Origin of the sequence: Shewanella mangrovi (genome assembly GCF_000753795.1) — a bacterium.
Taxonomy (GTDB): Bacteria; Pseudomonadota; Gammaproteobacteria; order Enterobacterales; family Shewanellaceae; genus Shewanella; species Shewanella mangrovi.
The window spans coordinates 42,498-58,330 of record NZ_JPEO01000005.1; the positions used below are offsets into that span (position 1 = coordinate 42,498).

Genomic DNA, 15,833 nt, shown 5'->3' on the forward strand with positions numbered 1-15,833 from the left:
ACGCCAGATAATGAGCCACCCGATCATGTTGATGTTTGTCGCCATTGGTTTGTGGATGCTCTATCCGCCCGTGGTCAACTACTTGGTGGATAAAACCAGTGTGTTTTATGTGGCGGCGGTAGCGCATTCGTTTGCCGCCGTCTGTACCTTGCTGTGCGTTGCCGTGATGCTGTTTCATCAGCGACGGGCGTTAGCCAAAGCGGTGTTAACCCGTGACAACCTGCGGAAGTTGTCACTGCCGACCCTCTTCTCCGGCATACTGATCTGTGCCAATCACTTGTTGTTATATGCCGCGTTAAGTCGTTCCAAAGACTTTGATGTGATAGCCATTTTGGTGTTTGAAACCTGGCCGATCCTATTTTTCTATATCGACAGCGCCTTACGACGCAATAAACGCAAGATTGCGCTGAGTGACTATGTCTTTTCCGGCGCTGCCTTTGCGGGCTTTTTAGTGCTGACTGCGCCCAATATTGATATGGCGGATTGGTTGTTACTCGACAGCCCGATGCTACAAACCATCGGCCTCGCCGCATTAGGTGGCTTGGCGATGGCCGTGAATTGCTATTTCCGTATGCGTTGCATGGATAACTGGACGGCGATTTCGGCCAACAACGGTCTCAACCTGAGTCATTTTCGTTGTGGTTTATTGACCGAAGCTGGGGTGCGCACCGTGGCCGCGCCATTGTTGATCATGGCGTTTGTATTGTCCGGTAACGAGGTGCCCGCCGTCAGTGGCAGTAGTTTCCTGTTGTTGCTGTTTGTTGGGGTGGCGATATTAGCGCTGGGCAGTTTGCTGTATGACTTATCTGTGTTTCTCTCCAGCAACGCGTCTATCAGCGCCTTGTGGTATTTGATGCCGGTTGGCGCGGTGGTGATTCTGGCGGTCATGCAAGGGCGTTTGCTGAACCAGTACGAAGCTGTCGCATCGGTGTTGATTGTCTCGTCCAATATCTTCCTCGGACTGCGTTATCCGTTGCGTTCTTCGATGCTATTTCTGTTCGTCGCCGTGTGTAGTATCGGGTTGTGGATTCTGTTTATGCCGACGGCGGCAATTAACAGCTATTACGATTTGCTGGCGGTATCGACGGTCTTTTTTGTACTGTTGGCGACCTTCGCGCTAGATCGTACTGCCTCGCTTAATCGCGAACGTGAAGGTTTACTCGGTGATTTTAGCGAGCAGGTTATTGGCGTATTGGAGGCGCAGGGCAATTCGGCGTCAGAGCAGCAATACAGCAGTAACATCAAACAGTATGTACTTGGAAATCTGCACAGCTTTTTACGCGCATTTAAAAATTTACGGCAGCTCGCAGGCAACCAACAACACCTTGAACAGCTGAAATATGAGATGTTGCCTCAGGTCAAGCAGGATGACGGCAAACGCCAGCAACTGTTAGAGCTGTTTAAAATCGGCGATAAGCTGATGACGATTGAAAGCGACCGCATTTCGCCGGAAGAGTTTGTGATTTTGATTCTGCTTGGCGGCACCAATGTGTTTTTCTCGCTGGTGTTTCGACCACCGACCTTGTCCACGGGGCTGTTTGCGCTGATTGTCGGCGCCGCGGTCATCTATCTGCTGTTGATTATTTTCGAGCGCGACAAATATGTGCGTATTCGCCACGACCACGCCTTAGTCTGCCGCAATCTGCTCAGCTATCTAAAACCCCATCCGGTGGCGGAGGCGCAGCAACCGCAGGTGTCACAGACCGAGCAAGATATCGAGCGGGTGTTAAACACTCGAGCGGGTTCAGTGCAAAATCGCAGCACCGCTTACTGGGTGTTCGGCGTATTTGCTTTTCTCTTTGTCGGCTTCGGTTACGGCTTTCTGTTTGAGTCGTTGCAGCAACAACGCTCGTATGAAAGCTCGCCGCTGGTGGCCAGCAACAGTAAACCTGCGCCGCATGAAATTCATATCGCACTGTTAGACTGGCCGTCGGCGCAGATAAAGAGCCATATTCTGGCGGAGATCATCAATCAGCACACTGAGTTAAAAGCGTCAGTGGTGTCGATGGCCAATGAGCAGGTGTTTCGCGCCATGGATGAGAAGGATGGCATTGTCGATGTGCATCCCGATTTGTGGGTAGAAAATAACAGTGAACTGATCCGTCGTTATGTACGAGCGTTTGGTACGGTCACACTGGGGGAACAGGCATCTCAAGCTGAGCAGGGCTTGTGTTACACCGATATCGGTCTGCCGAAGCAGCAAAGTTCATTGTCCTACACCCAGTTGCTGTCCAAAGAGACGGCACAAAAATTTGACCTCGACGGTGATGGTCTGGGTGATATCTGGGTCGGCGGGCAAGGCTGGGCATCGGTGGCAATTGAAAAACGCCGTCTGGCGGCATATGGCTTAGATAAGCAGTACCGTTTCCATGTGTTTGACACCGATGTGATGCAGATGCTGTTGCAACGTAATAATCGGCAGCAGTTGTCGAGCTTGTTCTTCTGCTACTACCCAGATGCGGTATTCAGAGATCAGCATGTGCATTTTGTGCAGGATAAAGCGTTTAATAAAGCGGCATGGGCGCAAATTAAACAGCCGCCGAAAGACAAGCTGAAAAGCTTGGGTGGCAGTGCGTGGCCCAATACCGAAATTCGCGTCGCTTATCGCAGTTCGTTGGCGCAGCAGTCAGATGAAGTGATCAAACTGCTGAATCATTTTCAGATCAGCAACCAACAGTTGGTCAACATGTTAGCCAAAATGCAGTCTGGGCAGACCGCGCAGCAGCTTGCTAAGCAGTGGGTCGAGACCCATCAGGATAAAGTGCTGTCTTGGTTGACTGGGTTTGAACTTGTTTCCCCATCTGCCAATATCACGGCTGATGAGCCCAGTCACGGGAACCCGCAAGACGCGACCGGCGCTTTGCAGTAACAGCGATGCGGCGTGAGCAAGATGAGGCAAAAAGCACAGCGTCAGCTGTGCTTTTTGGTATTGGATACGGCTACCTATCAGCAGTTATTTCATGCTGGCGATAATGGCATTGCTTGGGGTAAAGCAGGCGTAGCAGTAATCGCCTTCTGCGAGACTAAATCCGACGATAGTATCGTTGCCGACAGAGGCATAAACGGCATCATTACCGCCGATATCGAGGGTGACTTCAGTGCGTGAATCGCCTTTTACCAATTGCGAAATAACACCGCGCAGTTGGTTGTTGCTGGAATCATCGTTGTGCAACTGAATCGAAACCGATGGCGCTTTAAATAGCAGCAGCACCTTTTTACCCACATTGAGCGCCAACTTTGCGGTGCTAGCGTGAGTGATCGACGCTTCTACAATCTGATTACCCGCCAACTTGAGGCGAATGCTATCGCTAAGGCTGTCTCCTTGGAGTGAGACCACCTCGGCGAGCAGTTGGTTACGGGCACTGGTTTCCAGTGAAAAATGCGCCATCAATTCCTGCAAGCTACCCATGGGAACAGCTGCATCCACTAAGGCGGTCAACGCCATATCCTGCATTTGATCCATCAGGCTATAGAGTTGCAACAGACGTTCACCAAAAGGGGTTAGTTTGGCGCCACCGCCGCCTTTGCCCCCTTTGGCGCTATGCACCACCTCTTGCCCTGCAAGCGTGTTCATATCATTGATAGCATCCCAGGCCGCTTTATAGCTAATGTCCGCCTCTTTAGCGCCTTGGCTAATAGAACCTGTACGTTGAACTTGCTGTAACAATTTGATTCTACGTGGGTTAGCAAATAGCTTGCTATCGTCATTCAGGGTAAGAAGTGCTTTAAGATCCATAATCATGTTATCCATTTGTAGCCAAAGCCATTGTCCTTGATTCACCCGCGAAAGGCTACTGCTGATCAAAAAAGTCACAGATAATCCTTGTTCATCGTTATATAGTTTAGTATATAACGAATACTCAAGACTAAGATGACTTACTAGGGACGAGAACAATGAAAGTTGGAATCAAGCTGTTACTGGGGGCGATTATCGCCAGTTCAGTCTCATTTGCAGCCTTGGCAAAAGAGCAAATTACCGTGTTTGCCGCGGCATCATTAACTAACGCGATGACCGACATCGGTAAACAATTTGACCAGACCCACGACACGGAAACGCGTTTCTCCTTTGCTTCTTCATCAACATTGGCGCGTCAGATAGCCCAAGGCGCACCCGCCGAGATGTTTTTATCGGCCAACCAAAAGTGGATGGATTATCTGCAAGAGCAACAGGTGATCGATACCGCCAGTCGTTACACCTTACTGCACAACGCGTTGGTAATGATTGCGCCCAAATCACGGCCACTGCCCAGTGTCGTTGTTGATAGCAAGTTAGACCTTGCCACAGTGATTGGCGATAGCCGCATGGCGGTGGGCGATCCAGATCATGTGCCTGCTGGACGTTATGCTAAGCAAGCGTTGGAAAACTTAGGTCTGTGGTCGGCGGCCGAGCCATTACTGGCACGCGCTAACAACGTGCGAGCAGCATTGGCGCTGGTGGAACGTGGTGAGGCCAGTTTAGGTATCGTTTATGCCACAGATGCCTTGGTGTCAACGCAAGTCAAAACGGTGGCGGAATTCCCCGCTACTAGCCATAAGCCAATTGCCTATCCGGTGGCTTTGACGTCAGCTCAGCCAACTGCTGCCACAAAAGCGCTGTATGACTACCTGAAAACGGATGAAGCCAAAGCGATATTCATCAAGTACGGCTTTAAGGTGCAGTAAGCCATGTCGTTGCTGACCGACTATGAAGTGGCGGCACTGCTGCTGAGCCTCAAAGTGGCGAGTGTGGCGGTGTGCTGCAGTTTGCCATTCGGCGTGATGGTCGCCTGGATTTTAGCGCGTTGTCGCTTTCCCGGAAAATCGCTGCTGGACGGCATAGTGCATCTGCCACTGGTGTTGCCGCCTGTGGTGGTGGGTTACTTGTTGTTGGTCAGTATGGGGCGCAGCGGCTGGCTGGGTAGCTGGCTGTATCACTATCTGGGCATCAGTTTTAGTTTTAGCTGGCGCGGCGCCGCTTTGGCGGCTGCGGTAGTGGCGTTTCCCTTAATGGTACGCGCGATTCGGCAGTCGTTTGAAGCGGTAGATACGCGCTTAGAACAAGCGGCGCGGACCTTGGGCGCCGGGCGATTAAAGGTGTTTTTTACCATTAGTCTGCCTCTTACCGCGCCGGGCATTGTGTCGGGCATGGTGTTGGCCTTTGCCCGCTGCCTCGGTGAATTTGGCTCCACTATCACCTTTGTGTCCAATATTCCGGGGGAAACCCGCACCATTCCGCTGGCGATGTATTCCTTTATCGAAACGCCGGGCGCCGAAGCGCAAGCAGCCCGCTTATGTGTTATCGCCATTGTGATTTCGTTGGTGTCGCTGGTGGCCTCACAGTGGCTGGGGCGGCGCGTACAGTTGAGGGCCAGTGGCCAATGTTAACCATTGATATCAACAAGCAGTTAGGCGACACCCTGTTGCAGGTAACGGCTGAGTTACCGACCTATGGCGTCAGTGCTATTTTCGGGCGTTCCGGTGCGGGCAAAACCTCGCTGGTGAATATTCTCGGCGGTTTAGCTACGCCCGATAGCGGCCGTGTACAACTTGGCGAGCGCGTGCTGTTTGATGCGAGTCGTCGCATCAATCTGCGGCCGGAGCAACGTGGCACCGGCTTTGTGTTTCAGGATGCACGTTTGTTTCCGCATTACAGTGTGAGCGGCAATCTCAACTATGGTCGCCCTCGTCGAGGCCGCAAAACCTCGTTTGACACAGTGGTGGAGCTGTTGGGGTTAGAGAAGCTATTACCCCGCTATCCTGCGGCACTTTCCGGCGGTGAAAAGCAGCGTGTTGCCATTGGTCGGGCATTACTCACCGAACCTGAGTTACTGCTGATGGATGAGCCCTTGGCCTCGTTGGATTTACCACGGAAAAAGGAGCTGCTGCCTTATTTACAACGTATGGCGGAAGAGTTGAAGCTGCCGATTGTCTATGTCAGCCACAGCTTGGATGAAATTCTACAGCTAGCCGATCATATGCTGGTGCTGGACAGCGGCAAGATGGTGCTTAACGGTGCTCTGGAACAGGTGTGGGACAGTCCGTTGCTGCGTCCGTGGCAGAGTGTGCAGGAGCAAAGCTCGTTGTTGTCGGCACGTGTGGTCGAAACCCTGCCCAGCTATGAAATGAGCCGACTTGACCTGACGCAGGATATTTCGCTGTGGGTCAATAAGTTATTGCCACAAGGGGAGAGCATTCGCGCCCGTATTCACAGTAACCAAGTGTCAGTCTGCCGTGAGCGTCCGCAATCGACCAGCATTCGCAATGTGCTGCCAGTGACGCTCAGCGCCATTGAAACTGCCGAAACCGGGCAGTACGTTAGCTTAAAGCTCGATTTGGCTGGAAAAGTGCTGTGGGCCAACATCACCCGTTGGGCGTTAGATGAGTTGCAATTAGTTGTTGGTGAACCACTTTTTGCCCAGATTAAGGGCGTAAGCCTGACCTCGTCCGATTTAGCGGCAGCGTAATCTTGGTATGCGCGGGTAAGCCTAACTCGCTGTCTTAAATTGCTGTTACAAAGTACAGGGTAGTTTTTTGTGCCCTTAACCGCTAAATTTGCCATTCTCGACATTAATTCGGTTAGTATGGTGCCAAAATACCGCGTTAGCGTATTGAACGGCATCGGCCTTGAAGGACAATTCCATGGGACAAGAAACCTCAAAAATTCTGGTAGTTGATGATGATATGCGACTGCGGGCATTGTTGGAGCGTTATCTGATGGAGCAGGGCTTTCAGGTGCGTACCGCCGCAAATGCCGAACAGATGGATCGCTTGTTGGAGCGCGAAAATTTCCACCTGTTGGTATTAGATTTAATGTTGCCCGGTGAAGATGGCTTATCCATTTGCCGCCGCATGCGTCAACAAGGCAGCGCCTTACCGATTGTCATGCTCACCGCCAAGGGCGATGAAGTTGACCGGATTATCGGTTTAGAACTCGGTGCCGATGACTATCTGCCAAAACCGTTTAATCCACGCGAACTGCTGGCCCGCATCAAAGCGGTGATGCGTCGCCAAACTCAGGAAATTCCTGGCGCGCCTTCACAACAAGAAGAGCTTGTCGAGTTCGGCGAGTTCAGCCTCAATCTGGCGACACGCGAGATGTACCATCACGATGAATCGATCGCGCTCACCAGTGGTGAATTTGCGGTGTTGAAGGTATTGGTGACGCATCCGCGTGAGCCGTTATCGCGTGACAAACTGATGAATTTGGCGCGTGGACGTGACTATTCTGCGTTGGAGCGTTCGATTGACGTTCAAGTATCGCGCTTACGCCGTTTAATTGAAAAAGACCCGGCCAATCCACGTTATATTCAGACCGTGTGGGGCTTGGGTTATGTGTTCGTACCTGACGGCGCCGCCAGAAAATGAAGCGCCGCTGGTGGCACTATCTGCTGCCTCGCAGTGCCTTTAGCCAAACCGTTACCCTGATCGCCTGCTTATTGTTGATCAATCAGCTGGTGTCCTACCTCACGGTTACCATTTACTTCATTAAGCCGAGCTACCAGCAGATTAACCAGCTGATAGCGCGGCAGATCAATCTGTTGTTCGCCGATGGTGTCGACATTGGTCGTGAGCATCTCACGCTGGTCGATGCCCTTAACGCCAAAGTGCATGGTGGCGAAATGCAGATCTTCAATCAAAAACAGGCGCGTGAAGCGGGCATAGAAGACACCACTTACTACGGCTTTTTGTCGAGTCAGATGTCGCAATATCTGAAAGGTGATGCCGAAGTCCGCATTTCGCAGCACCAAGGTTTGCAAGTGTGGATTAAGCCGCCGCAAGCACCGTCCGTGTGGATTCGGGTACCGCTGGATGGTTGGAATGAAAATGCCCTGTCACCCCTTAACCTGTATCTGATGGTGATTGGCGCGCTCAGTGTCGCTGGTGGCTGGTGGTTTGCGCGGCAGCAAAACAGGCCATTAAGACGACTCCGCAGCGCTGCCTTAGGGGTATCGCGAGGGGAATATCCTGATCTGCTGCCGCTGGCGGGCTCATCTGAGATTATGGAGGTGACCAATACCTTCAACCAGATGGCGGCCAGCATGAAGCAACTTGAGCAGGACCGCGCTTTGCTGATGGCGGGGATCTCCCACGATTTACGTACGCCGTTGACGCGTATTCGGCTGGCGTCGGAAATGATGAGCGAGCAGGACAGTTATCTGCAGGAAGGCATCGTCAAAGATATCGAAGATATGGATGCCATCATCAATCAGTTCATCGCCTATATTCGGCATGACCAGCAGCATGACCGCGCGGCGGTAGACTTAAATCAGCTGATTGCCGAAGTCGCGCAGTTAGAAAATCGTACTGAGCTACAACTCAAGTTGGGTCAATGTCAGGCGGTGACCGCCAGTGCTATTGCTGTCAAACGCGTGTTGGGTAATCTGGTGGAGAACGCACTGCGTTACGGCCACGGCTGGATTCAGATTACCAGCGGTAATGATGGCGCCGGTGCCTACTTTACGGTTGAAGATAACGGCCCGGGTATTGCGGCTGATCAAGTTGAGAAACTGTTCCAACCTTTTACTCAGGGCGACAGCGCGCGTGGTAGCGTCGGGTCGGGACTGGGACTGGCGATTATCAAGCGCATTATTGAACGTCATCATGGCGCGGTCAGCCTCAGCAACAGGCCTGAAGGCGGCCTGTGTGCTAAGGTGTGGCTGCCCAAATGGCCGCCAGCGTAGATTAGGCGTTAAGTGCTGCTAGCATGGTATGGGCGTCACTTACCTCAAAGGCTTTTGGCGCTTCAAGATTCAGAATTTTGACAACGCTATCATCGAGCAACATTGAATAGCGGCGAGAGCGTACACCGCCAAAATTACCCGTATCAAACTCTAAACCGAGCGCTTTAGCAAAAGCGGCGCTACCATCACCCAGCATCATAATCTCACTGGCGTTCTGCTGTTCGCCCCAGGCTTTCATGACAAAGGCATCGTTAACCGATACACAGACAATCAAGTCCACGCCTTTGGCTTTGATTTCATCGGCAAGTGCGACAAATCCGGGCAAGTGGGCATTGGAGCAGGTGGGCGTAAAAGCGCCGGGTACCGCAAACAGTACCACTTTTTTCTGCGCGAATAATTCACGGATTTGATGCTCAACTACACCGTCGGCAGTGAGTTCACTCAAAGTTGCATCGGGAAGACGTTGGCCTACAGCAATCATAAAAAATACTCCGTGTAATAAAGGCATTAAGAAGAAATAGGCCGTTTGAAAATTCGACCTACGCCTTTGATAGTGCACCAGAAACAGGCACTCAACAAGGCTTCAATCAGCATCGCAGTCAGTAATCCTGAGAGCAAGCCGAACACTATGGCCTCTGGTTTCAACAATAGTTGATAGCTGAAGTGTTGCCACACTTCTGCGCGAATATCGGGCTGTGGATGCAAGACTAACTCGCGGTAGGGATGCCAAAAGGCACCGTCGAAACCTTGTAGTGCTTGCGCGAGTTGTTGGCGGCGCTGGGCAATATCACCAATATTTTGGCCGCCAGCTGTAAATATCGGGTCATCACTGGCTGCATAGTGCTGGATCAACTGCTCCAGACTGCCATTAAAATAGCGGTCGGCATCGCGTTGAAAACCCGTAAGTTGTTGATTCACCTCGGCCAGATGTGCCTGCAGACTTTTATGGTATTGATCCACAAATCCCGGCACTTGAATGCCCGCCAGTACGCCCAAGCAAAACAGGACCAGCCGTAGATAATCTCGTAGCAATTTCACCATAGCGTTCAACATCGTTAGCTCCGTCTGTACTCAGTGGCAGTCGTTAACGCAGACAGCCAAAGTGTGGCTTAGGATGATGGAATTATGATGATAACAGCTAAATATTGAACCGCATCTGTCCTTAGGGTGACGCGCTAGTCTTTCATCGCTGCTTTGACGTAGACATCAAAGCGGTTTTTCTTGGTCTCAATTACCGTTGATGGTTTTACACCGGCGAGATCTTCAGCATAATCCGGGCGTTTTACCACCACGCGTTTGCTGGCAATTTTAAGCGCGGGTGCGAGGAGGGCATCGGCGTCATCATCGCTACCCACCAAGGTTTGAAATACGCGCATCTCTTTTTTCACCAGTGCCGATTTTTCTCGGTGCGGGTACATAGGGTCGAGATAGACCACATCAACACTCGCCGCCATTTCATCAGCTAATAATTCGATATGATGGCTTGGCAGCAGATGCAGACGTTGCTGCATCCAGTCACCAATTTCTGCATCCTGATAAGCGCGTTGTAAGCCGTCATCCAGCAAGGCCGCAACCACAGGGTGACGTTCGACTAGTGATACAGTGCAGCCAAGACTCGCCAGCACAAACGCATCACGGCCAAGCCCGGCGGTGCCATCCAGCACTGTCGGATTTTCCCCTTGTTTTAACCCCGCGGCTTTGGCAATCGCTTGGCCACGGCCGCCACCGAATTTACGTCTGTGGGCCACAGCGCCCGCGACGAAATCGACGTTGATACCGCCAAGTTTAGGTTCGTCGCGTTTAAACAGAGTGAGTTGCTGCTCGACATATTTGAGCTCAAATAACGCGTCATCGGTATGCTGCAACTGCCAGCTTGCGGCGATGGCGTTGAGGGCGCTATTGTCTGCGTCAAAATAGATATCAAACGGTGTGCGACTCACTGGCGAGTTCCTTAATCATGAATTGGCCGCATTATGCCAAAACTGGGGGATGGCGGATAGCGCTGCTCGGATGCAATTTGGCGTGCGGCTCTCTATAATGCGGCCAACTCGGTCGACGGAATTTATTATGCTCAGTTATCGCCACGGTTTTCATGCAGGCAACTATGCTGACGTGCTTAAGCACGCGGTGCTGTTACACACGCTGCAATTGCTGCAAAAGAAGGAAAAAGGCTTTGTCTATATCGATACTCATGCCGGTGCGGGTGGTTACAGCTTAGAGGATGAGTTCTCACAAAAGACCGGTGAGTACCGCGATGGCGTAGCACGCTTGTGGCAAGCCCCTGACCTGCCACCGAGTTTGCAGCTGTATCTGGAGAATGTGCAGCACTTTAATGGCGATAGCGACGAATTAGTACAGTATCCCGGGTCGCCCGCGCTGGTGGATATGAATCTGCGCGAGCAAGACCGCATGGTACTGCATGAGCTGCACTCAACCGAGCAAGAGATGTTGGCAGACTACTTTGCTGGTGATAAGCAGGTGCAGATGGTAAACGGCGACGGTTTGAAAGGTTTGTTGGCCGCCGTGCCACCGTTAGAGCGTCGCGGGGTGATTTTGATTGACCCAAGTTACGAAATCAAAAGCGACTACGATGCTGTAGCGGACACCATCATCAAAGCGCATCGCAAGTTTGCTACCGGAGTGTACTTGCTTTGGTATCCGGTGGTGGATCGTGAGCGCACCGAAGCCATGCTGCAAACCTTGAAAAACAGTGGTATTCGCCGTCAGTTACGCATTGAGCAAAATGTCCGGGCGGATTCCGATGAATTTGGCATGACCGGCGCGGGCATGTGGGTGATCAATCCCCCTTGGCAGTTAGATACTCTGGCAGAAGAGATGCTCAACTACTTAAAACCGCTGCTGGGCGAAGCAGATGGTAGCATTCAGCTTACGTGGGAAGTGGGCGAGTAACAGTCAGCGGTTGCCTGATAAGTTAATTGAGCGCTACTGCTGACGATAGCGTTGCCATAAGATCTGCACCCGCTCGACATAGCTTTGCGTTTCCGGGTAGTCGGGCACGGCACCCAGTTGGCTGACTAATGTCGGTCCGGCATTGTAGGCGGCGCAGGCCAATTGCATATTGCCATGAAAACGTTGCATCAGTTCGGCAAGGTAACGGCTGCCGCCTTCGATATTGTCACTTGGATTGTAGCGGTTGCTGACTCCCACCTCTTTGGCTGTCGCGGGCATCAATTGCATCAGCCCCACCGCTCCAGTGCGTGAGCGCGCTGCTGGGTTAAAGGCGGACTCGGCATGAATAACCGCGCGAATGAGCGCTGGATCTAACTGATGTTGCTTGGCGGCTAAGCTTATCTCTTGGCGGTATTGCTCGGTAAACAGCGGAGTGTTATGCCAGTCGACCTTAGAATCGGGATTACAGGCGTAACAATCATAAAGCAGCACTTCAAACGATTGGTTTTTGGGTTGTTGATCACTAAAAACTACCACTCCATTAGCATCTTCGTAACGAAATACGCGTTCTTTACTTTCTTGCGCAAAAACACCTTGGCATAGCAGTACTAACAAACAGGTGAACATGACACAGAAAACTCTGGCAAATTGACGTCTTACGCCTGATTTAGTGAGGTTTTGTCGCCATGCTAGTTGCATCAAATGTCTCTCTTATCTAATTGTTTTGAAACAGGTGATAAATTCAACATCATCGTAGTTTTCAATATCATTATGCTATCTTTGGCGTTACTTAACGTTATGTTTTAGTCAATTACGCTAGTGATTCGCATTCTAAGTGGCAAATTTAGTGCTTTTGTACGTCGTTTCTATATTGGCTGGCTATTAGCAACATTCATTAATGAAGGAATATTAATAATTCGGCTAAAAAATATTCAGCATCTATTCAGACTTACTCAGCTAAAGTGAACGCGTACATGGTTACACAGTGATTAGTTCATTAAGCTTACCTTTGACCCTCCCCGGGTCTTTTTTTTGCCTGAAATTCAGCGAACTAATGCTAAAGATAGAACGATAAGCGGTAAATAAAAAGCCCGACTCAACAGTCGGGCTTTTTGCATGCAATCACTCAGGCTTATTCAGCTTTGGCTGGCGCTTCAGTCGGTTTACCTTTCACAAACAGACGCTCAACTACCACGAAGAAGATTGGGATGAAGAAGATACCTAAGAAGGTAGAGCTCATCATACCGCCCAGCACCCCGGTACCGATAGCATGTTGGCTACCAGAGCCTGCACCGGTACTGACGGTCAGTGGTACCACACCTAAACCGAATGCCAGTGAGGTCATCAGAATTGGACGGATACGCACACGGACTGCGTGCAAGGTAGCTTCGATAAGTCCGGCACCTTTCTCGTAGTATTCTTTGGCAAATTCCACAATCAGAATGGCGTTCTTGGTCGCCAGACCTACAGTGGTTAACAAGCCGACCTGGAAGAATACGTCGTTAGACAGGCCGCGACCGTTCATTGCCAGCAATGCCCCGATAATACCCAGTGGCACTACCAGAATTACCGCAAACGGTACTGACCAGCTTTCGTACAATGCGGCCAGCAGCAGGAACACGACTAACAGCGACAACGCATACAAACCTGGTGCTTGGTTACCCGACAAACGTTCCTCATAAGAGATACCGTTCCATGACAAGGCAAAGCCAGGTGGCAGTTGTTTCGCCAGATTTTCCATCTCGGCCATTGCGTCACCGGTACTGTAACCTGGCGCTGCAGCCCCTTGGATGTTCACGGCTGAGATACCATTAAAACGTTCCAGACGTGGCGAACCATACTCCCACTCGCCAGTGGCGAAGGCGGAGAATGGCACCATGGTGCCGCTGTTGTTACGCACGTACCATTTATCTAAATCGTCTGGTTGCATGCGGTATTTGGCTTCACCTTGCACGTACACACGTTTTACACGACCACGGTCGATAAAGTCGTTCACATATGAACTCCCCCACGCGGTAGCGAGGGTTTGGTTCACTGTGCTGATTTCAACACCCAAGGCTTTCAGCTTCTCGTGATCCACGTTCAGCTTATACATAGGTGCATCTTCTTGACCGTTAGGACGAACGCCCATCAATTTCGGATCTTGTGATGCCATGCCCAACATCTGGTTACGGGCTTGGATCAATGCTTCATGGCCTTGGCCAGTCAGATCCTGCAGATAAACGTCAAAACCGTTCGCCGTACCCAGCTCGATAATTGCTGGCGGCACGATAGCAAATACCATCGCATCTTTGATTTGCGAGAAGGCTCCCATCATGCGACCAGCTACCGCTTGCACACTGTCTTTAGCATTGGTGCGTTCTGACCAGTCTTTCATGTTCACGAACGCCATACCCATGTTTTGACCGCGGCCGGCGAAACTAAAGCCCGCGACGGTAAACACAGATTTCACGCCATCTTCTTTCTGATACATATCAGACACTTTTTTGAGGACGTTTTCGGTACTTTCTTGTGATGAGTTCGGTGGCAAAGTCGCCAGCGTCATCAGCATGCCTTGGTCTTCATCGGGCAGGAACGCGGTTGGCATACGGGTGAACATCCACGCCACGACCGCAACAAAGCCAACGTAAATCAGCATCATGCGGAAGCTGCGTTTCAGGAACTTGGCCACAGTGCTTTCATAGCCGTTAGTGAAACGTTCAAAGCTGCGGTTAAACCAACCGAAGAAGCCAGTTTGGCCGTGAACTTCCCCTTTTTTGATCGGCTTCAGCATGGTGGCACAAAGCGCTGGAGTCAGCACAATCGCCACAATCACCGACAGCGCCATCGCTGAGACAATGGTGATGGAGAACTGCCGGTAAATTACCCCGGTTGAGCCCGACATAAAGGCCATCGGCACGAACACCGCTGACAGGGTGGCACCGATACCAATCAAGGCGCCGGTAATTTGCCCCATCGACTTCTTGGTGGCTTCTTTCGGACTGAGACCCTCCTCGGCCATCACCCGCTCAACGTTTTCCACCACCACAATCGCATCGTCCACCAACAAACCGATGGCGAGCACCATGGCGAACATGGTCAGGGTGTTAATGGAGTAACCCGCAAATGACAGAATCGCGAAGGTACCCAGCAGTACCACTGGCACGGCAATCGTTGGGATCAAGGTGGCGCGGAAGTTTTGCAGGAACAGGTACATGATGACGAACACCAGTACAATCGCTTCTAGCAACGTATGGACTACGCCTTCAATGGATTTTTCAACGAATGGTGTGGTGTCATATGGATAGATAACCTTTAAGCCGTGCGGAAAGTTAGGCTTCAGTTCGTCTAACTTAGCGCGTACCGCTTTGGCCGTATCTAGGGCGTTAGCACCAGTGGCCAGACGGATTGCCAAACCACTTGCGGGTTGACCGTTATACAGCGACGTGACGCTGTAGTTTTCTGCGCCCAGTTCAACGCGTGCTACATCTCCCAAATAAACGTTAGCACCTGCTTCGTTTGATTTCAGAATGATACGGCGGAACTGTTCTGGTGTTTGCAAACGGCTTTGCGCAGTAATCGTCGCATTCAGCTCTTGGCCTGGTACTGCGGGAGCACCACCGAACTGGCCAGCGGCAACCTGAGCGTTTTGCGATTGAATCGCGGCAGTAACATCGGCAGTAGTGAGGTTGTATTGGGTTAACTTCAATGGGTCGAGCCAAACACGCATCGCGTATTGCGCACCGAACAACTGCGTCTCACCAACACCGGATACCCGGCTCATTGGATCCTGAATAGTAGAACCAATGAAGTCAGCGATATCCGCCTTGTTCATTGAGCCATCTTCAGAGATAAAGCCCAATACCATCAGGAAGCCTGAGGTCGATTTATTAACGTTAACCCCTTGCGCTTGTACTTCCTGCGGCAGCAAGGTCATTGCCGCTTGCAGTTTGTTCTGTACTTGCACCTGCGCAATATCAGGATCGGCTTCGGCATTAAAGGTCACCGTTACCTGCGCGTTACCAAAGCTATCACTGCTTGAGGTGATGTAACGCATGTGGTCAAGACCTGTCATACGTTGTTCAATCACCTGCGTTACTGAGTCTTCAACCGTTTTGGCCGAAGCACCAGGATAGGTCGCAGACACCACCACTGTTGGCGGTGCAATTTTGGGATATTGCGCGACGGGCAGCGATTTAATCGCGAGGATCCCCGTCAACATAATTAGGATTGCGATCACCCACGCGAAGATGGGGCGATCGATAAAAAAGCGTGCCATAAAAT

At 51.3% G+C, this 15,833-nt stretch carries 13 protein-coding genes; 7 read left to right on the plus strand and 6 right to left on the minus strand.

Annotation, left to right across the window (positions count from 1 at the left end):
* The first annotated feature begins 25 nt into the window (after nucleotides 1–25).
* Nucleotides 26–2,869: a glycine betaine ABC transporter substrate-binding protein gene (locus tag HR45_RS08850; RefSeq protein ID WP_162180649.1), complete on the plus strand. Its 2,844-nt coding sequence runs from the start codon at nucleotides 26–28 to the stop codon at nucleotides 2,867–2,869.
* A gap of 84 nt (nucleotides 2,870–2,953) precedes the next feature.
* On the opposite strand, the gene HR45_RS08855 is transcribed toward HR45_RS08850, so the two are convergent.
* Nucleotides 2,954–3,814: a TOBE domain-containing protein gene (locus HR45_RS08855; protein WP_241461084.1), complete on the minus strand. Its 861-nt coding sequence runs from the start codon at nucleotides 3,812–3,814 to the stop codon at nucleotides 2,954–2,956.
* An 80-nt stretch (nucleotides 3,815–3,894) separates the two neighbouring features.
* On the opposite strand from HR45_RS08855, the gene modA reads away from it, so the two are divergent.
* The 5 genes from modA to envZ all read left to right on the plus strand — a co-directional run bounded on the left by modA (nucleotide 3,895) and on the right by envZ (nucleotide 8,660).
* Nucleotides 3,895–4,662: a molybdate ABC transporter substrate-binding protein gene (gene modA, locus HR45_RS08860; RefSeq protein WP_037442085.1), complete on the plus strand. Its 768-nt coding sequence runs from the start codon at nucleotides 3,895–3,897 to the stop codon at nucleotides 4,660–4,662.
* A 3-nt stretch (nucleotides 4,663–4,665) separates the two neighbouring features.
* Complete coding sequence (modB, locus tag HR45_RS08865) at nucleotides 4,666–5,364, plus strand: molybdate ABC transporter permease subunit (protein WP_037442086.1); 699 nt, start codon at nucleotides 4,666–4,668, stop codon at nucleotides 5,362–5,364.
* Nucleotides 5,358–6,443 (plus strand): molybdenum ABC transporter ATP-binding protein ModC, encoded by a 1,086-nt coding sequence (modC, locus tag HR45_RS08870; protein WP_037442087.1) that lies wholly within the window; start codon nucleotides 5,358–5,360, stop codon nucleotides 6,441–6,443. The genes modB and modC overlap by 7 nt, the downstream gene beginning before the upstream one ends.
* A gap of 175 nt (nucleotides 6,444–6,618) precedes the next feature.
* Complete coding sequence (ompR, locus tag HR45_RS08875) at nucleotides 6,619–7,344, plus strand: osmolarity response regulator transcription factor OmpR (protein ID WP_037442088.1); 726 nt, start codon at nucleotides 6,619–6,621, stop codon at nucleotides 7,342–7,344.
* The gene (gene envZ, locus HR45_RS08880; RefSeq protein WP_037442089.1) at nucleotides 7,341–8,660 is read left to right on the plus strand and encodes a two-component system sensor histidine kinase EnvZ; all 1,320 of its coding nucleotides are present in this window, start codon (nucleotides 7,341–7,343) and stop codon (nucleotides 8,658–8,660) included. Before ompR ends, envZ begins: the two co-directional genes overlap by 4 nt.
* A gap of 1 nt (nucleotide 8,661) precedes the next feature.
* Here envZ and HR45_RS08885 read toward each other — a convergent pair whose 3' ends face one another.
* The 3 genes from HR45_RS08885 to HR45_RS08895 all read right to left on the minus strand — a co-directional run bounded on the left by HR45_RS08885 (nucleotide 8,662) and on the right by HR45_RS08895 (nucleotide 10,600).
* A complete protein-coding gene (locus tag HR45_RS08885) occupies nucleotides 8,662–9,141 on the minus strand; it encodes a peroxiredoxin (RefSeq protein ID WP_037442091.1) in 480 nt (159 codons plus the stop codon).
* A 26-nt stretch (nucleotides 9,142–9,167) separates the two neighbouring features.
* The gene (locus HR45_RS08890; RefSeq protein WP_063355103.1) at nucleotides 9,168–9,713 is read right to left on the minus strand and encodes a DUF2937 family protein; all 546 of its coding nucleotides are present in this window, start codon (nucleotides 9,711–9,713) and stop codon (nucleotides 9,168–9,170) included.
* A gap of 122 nt (nucleotides 9,714–9,835) precedes the next feature.
* The gene (locus tag HR45_RS08895; RefSeq protein WP_037442093.1) at nucleotides 9,836–10,600 is read right to left on the minus strand and encodes a class I SAM-dependent methyltransferase; all 765 of its coding nucleotides are present in this window, start codon (nucleotides 10,598–10,600) and stop codon (nucleotides 9,836–9,838) included.
* A gap of 127 nt (nucleotides 10,601–10,727) precedes the next feature.
* Here HR45_RS08895 and HR45_RS08900 point away from each other — a divergent pair, with 127 nt between their 5' ends.
* Nucleotides 10,728–11,570: a 23S rRNA (adenine(2030)-N(6))-methyltransferase RlmJ gene (locus HR45_RS08900; RefSeq protein WP_037442095.1), complete on the plus strand. Its 843-nt coding sequence runs from the start codon at nucleotides 10,728–10,730 to the stop codon at nucleotides 11,568–11,570.
* A 33-nt stretch (nucleotides 11,571–11,603) separates the two neighbouring features.
* On the opposite strand, the gene HR45_RS08905 is transcribed toward HR45_RS08900, so the two are convergent.
* Both HR45_RS08905 and HR45_RS08910 read right to left on the minus strand, forming a co-directional pair.
* Nucleotides 11,604–12,197, minus strand: coding sequence for a transglycosylase SLT domain-containing protein (locus HR45_RS08905; RefSeq protein ID WP_052074630.1), 594 nt, complete (start codon nucleotides 12,195–12,197; stop codon nucleotides 11,604–11,606).
* A gap of 505 nt (nucleotides 12,198–12,702) precedes the next feature.
* Entirely contained in the window at nucleotides 12,703–15,828 is a 3,126-nt protein-coding gene (locus tag HR45_RS08910) for an efflux RND transporter permease subunit (protein ID WP_037442096.1), read from the minus strand.
* Nucleotides 15,829–15,833: the final 5 nt, after the last annotated feature.

What these genes read in the sequence shown, in the direction of transcription:
- HR45_RS08850 (WP_162180649.1), top strand. Translation starts at nt 26, where the DNA reads ATGTTGATGTTTGTCGCCATTGGTTTGTGGATGCTCTATCCGCCCGTG.
- modA (WP_037442085.1), top strand. Translation starts at nt 3,895, where the DNA reads ATGAAAGTTGGAATCAAGCTGTTACTGGGGGCGATTATCGCCAGTTCA.
- modB (WP_037442086.1), top strand. Translation starts at nt 4,666, where the DNA reads ATGTCGTTGCTGACCGACTATGAAGTGGCGGCACTGCTGCTGAGCCTC.
- modC (WP_037442087.1), top strand. Translation starts at nt 5,358, where the DNA reads ATGTTAACCATTGATATCAACAAGCAGTTAGGCGACACCCTGTTGCAG.
- ompR (WP_037442088.1), top strand. Translation starts at nt 6,619, where the DNA reads ATGGGACAAGAAACCTCAAAAATTCTGGTAGTTGATGATGATATGCGA.
- envZ (WP_037442089.1), top strand. Translation starts at nt 7,341, where the DNA reads ATGAAGCGCCGCTGGTGGCACTATCTGCTGCCTCGCAGTGCCTTTAGC.
- HR45_RS08885 (WP_037442091.1), bottom strand. Translation starts at nt 9,141, where the DNA reads ATGATTGCTGTAGGCCAACGTCTTCCCGATGCAACTTTGAGTGAACTC.
- HR45_RS08890 (WP_063355103.1), bottom strand. Translation starts at nt 9,713, where the DNA reads ATGTTGAACGCTATGGTGAAATTGCTACGAGATTATCTACGGCTGGTC.
- HR45_RS08900 (WP_037442095.1), top strand. Translation starts at nt 10,728, where the DNA reads ATGCTCAGTTATCGCCACGGTTTTCATGCAGGCAACTATGCTGACGTG.
- HR45_RS08905 (WP_052074630.1), bottom strand. Translation starts at nt 12,197, where the DNA reads ATGTTCACCTGTTTGTTAGTACTGCTATGCCAAGGTGTTTTTGCGCAA.
- HR45_RS08910 (WP_037442096.1), bottom strand. Translation starts at nt 15,828, where the DNA reads ATGGCACGCTTTTTTATCGATCGCCCCATCTTCGCGTGGGTGATCGCA.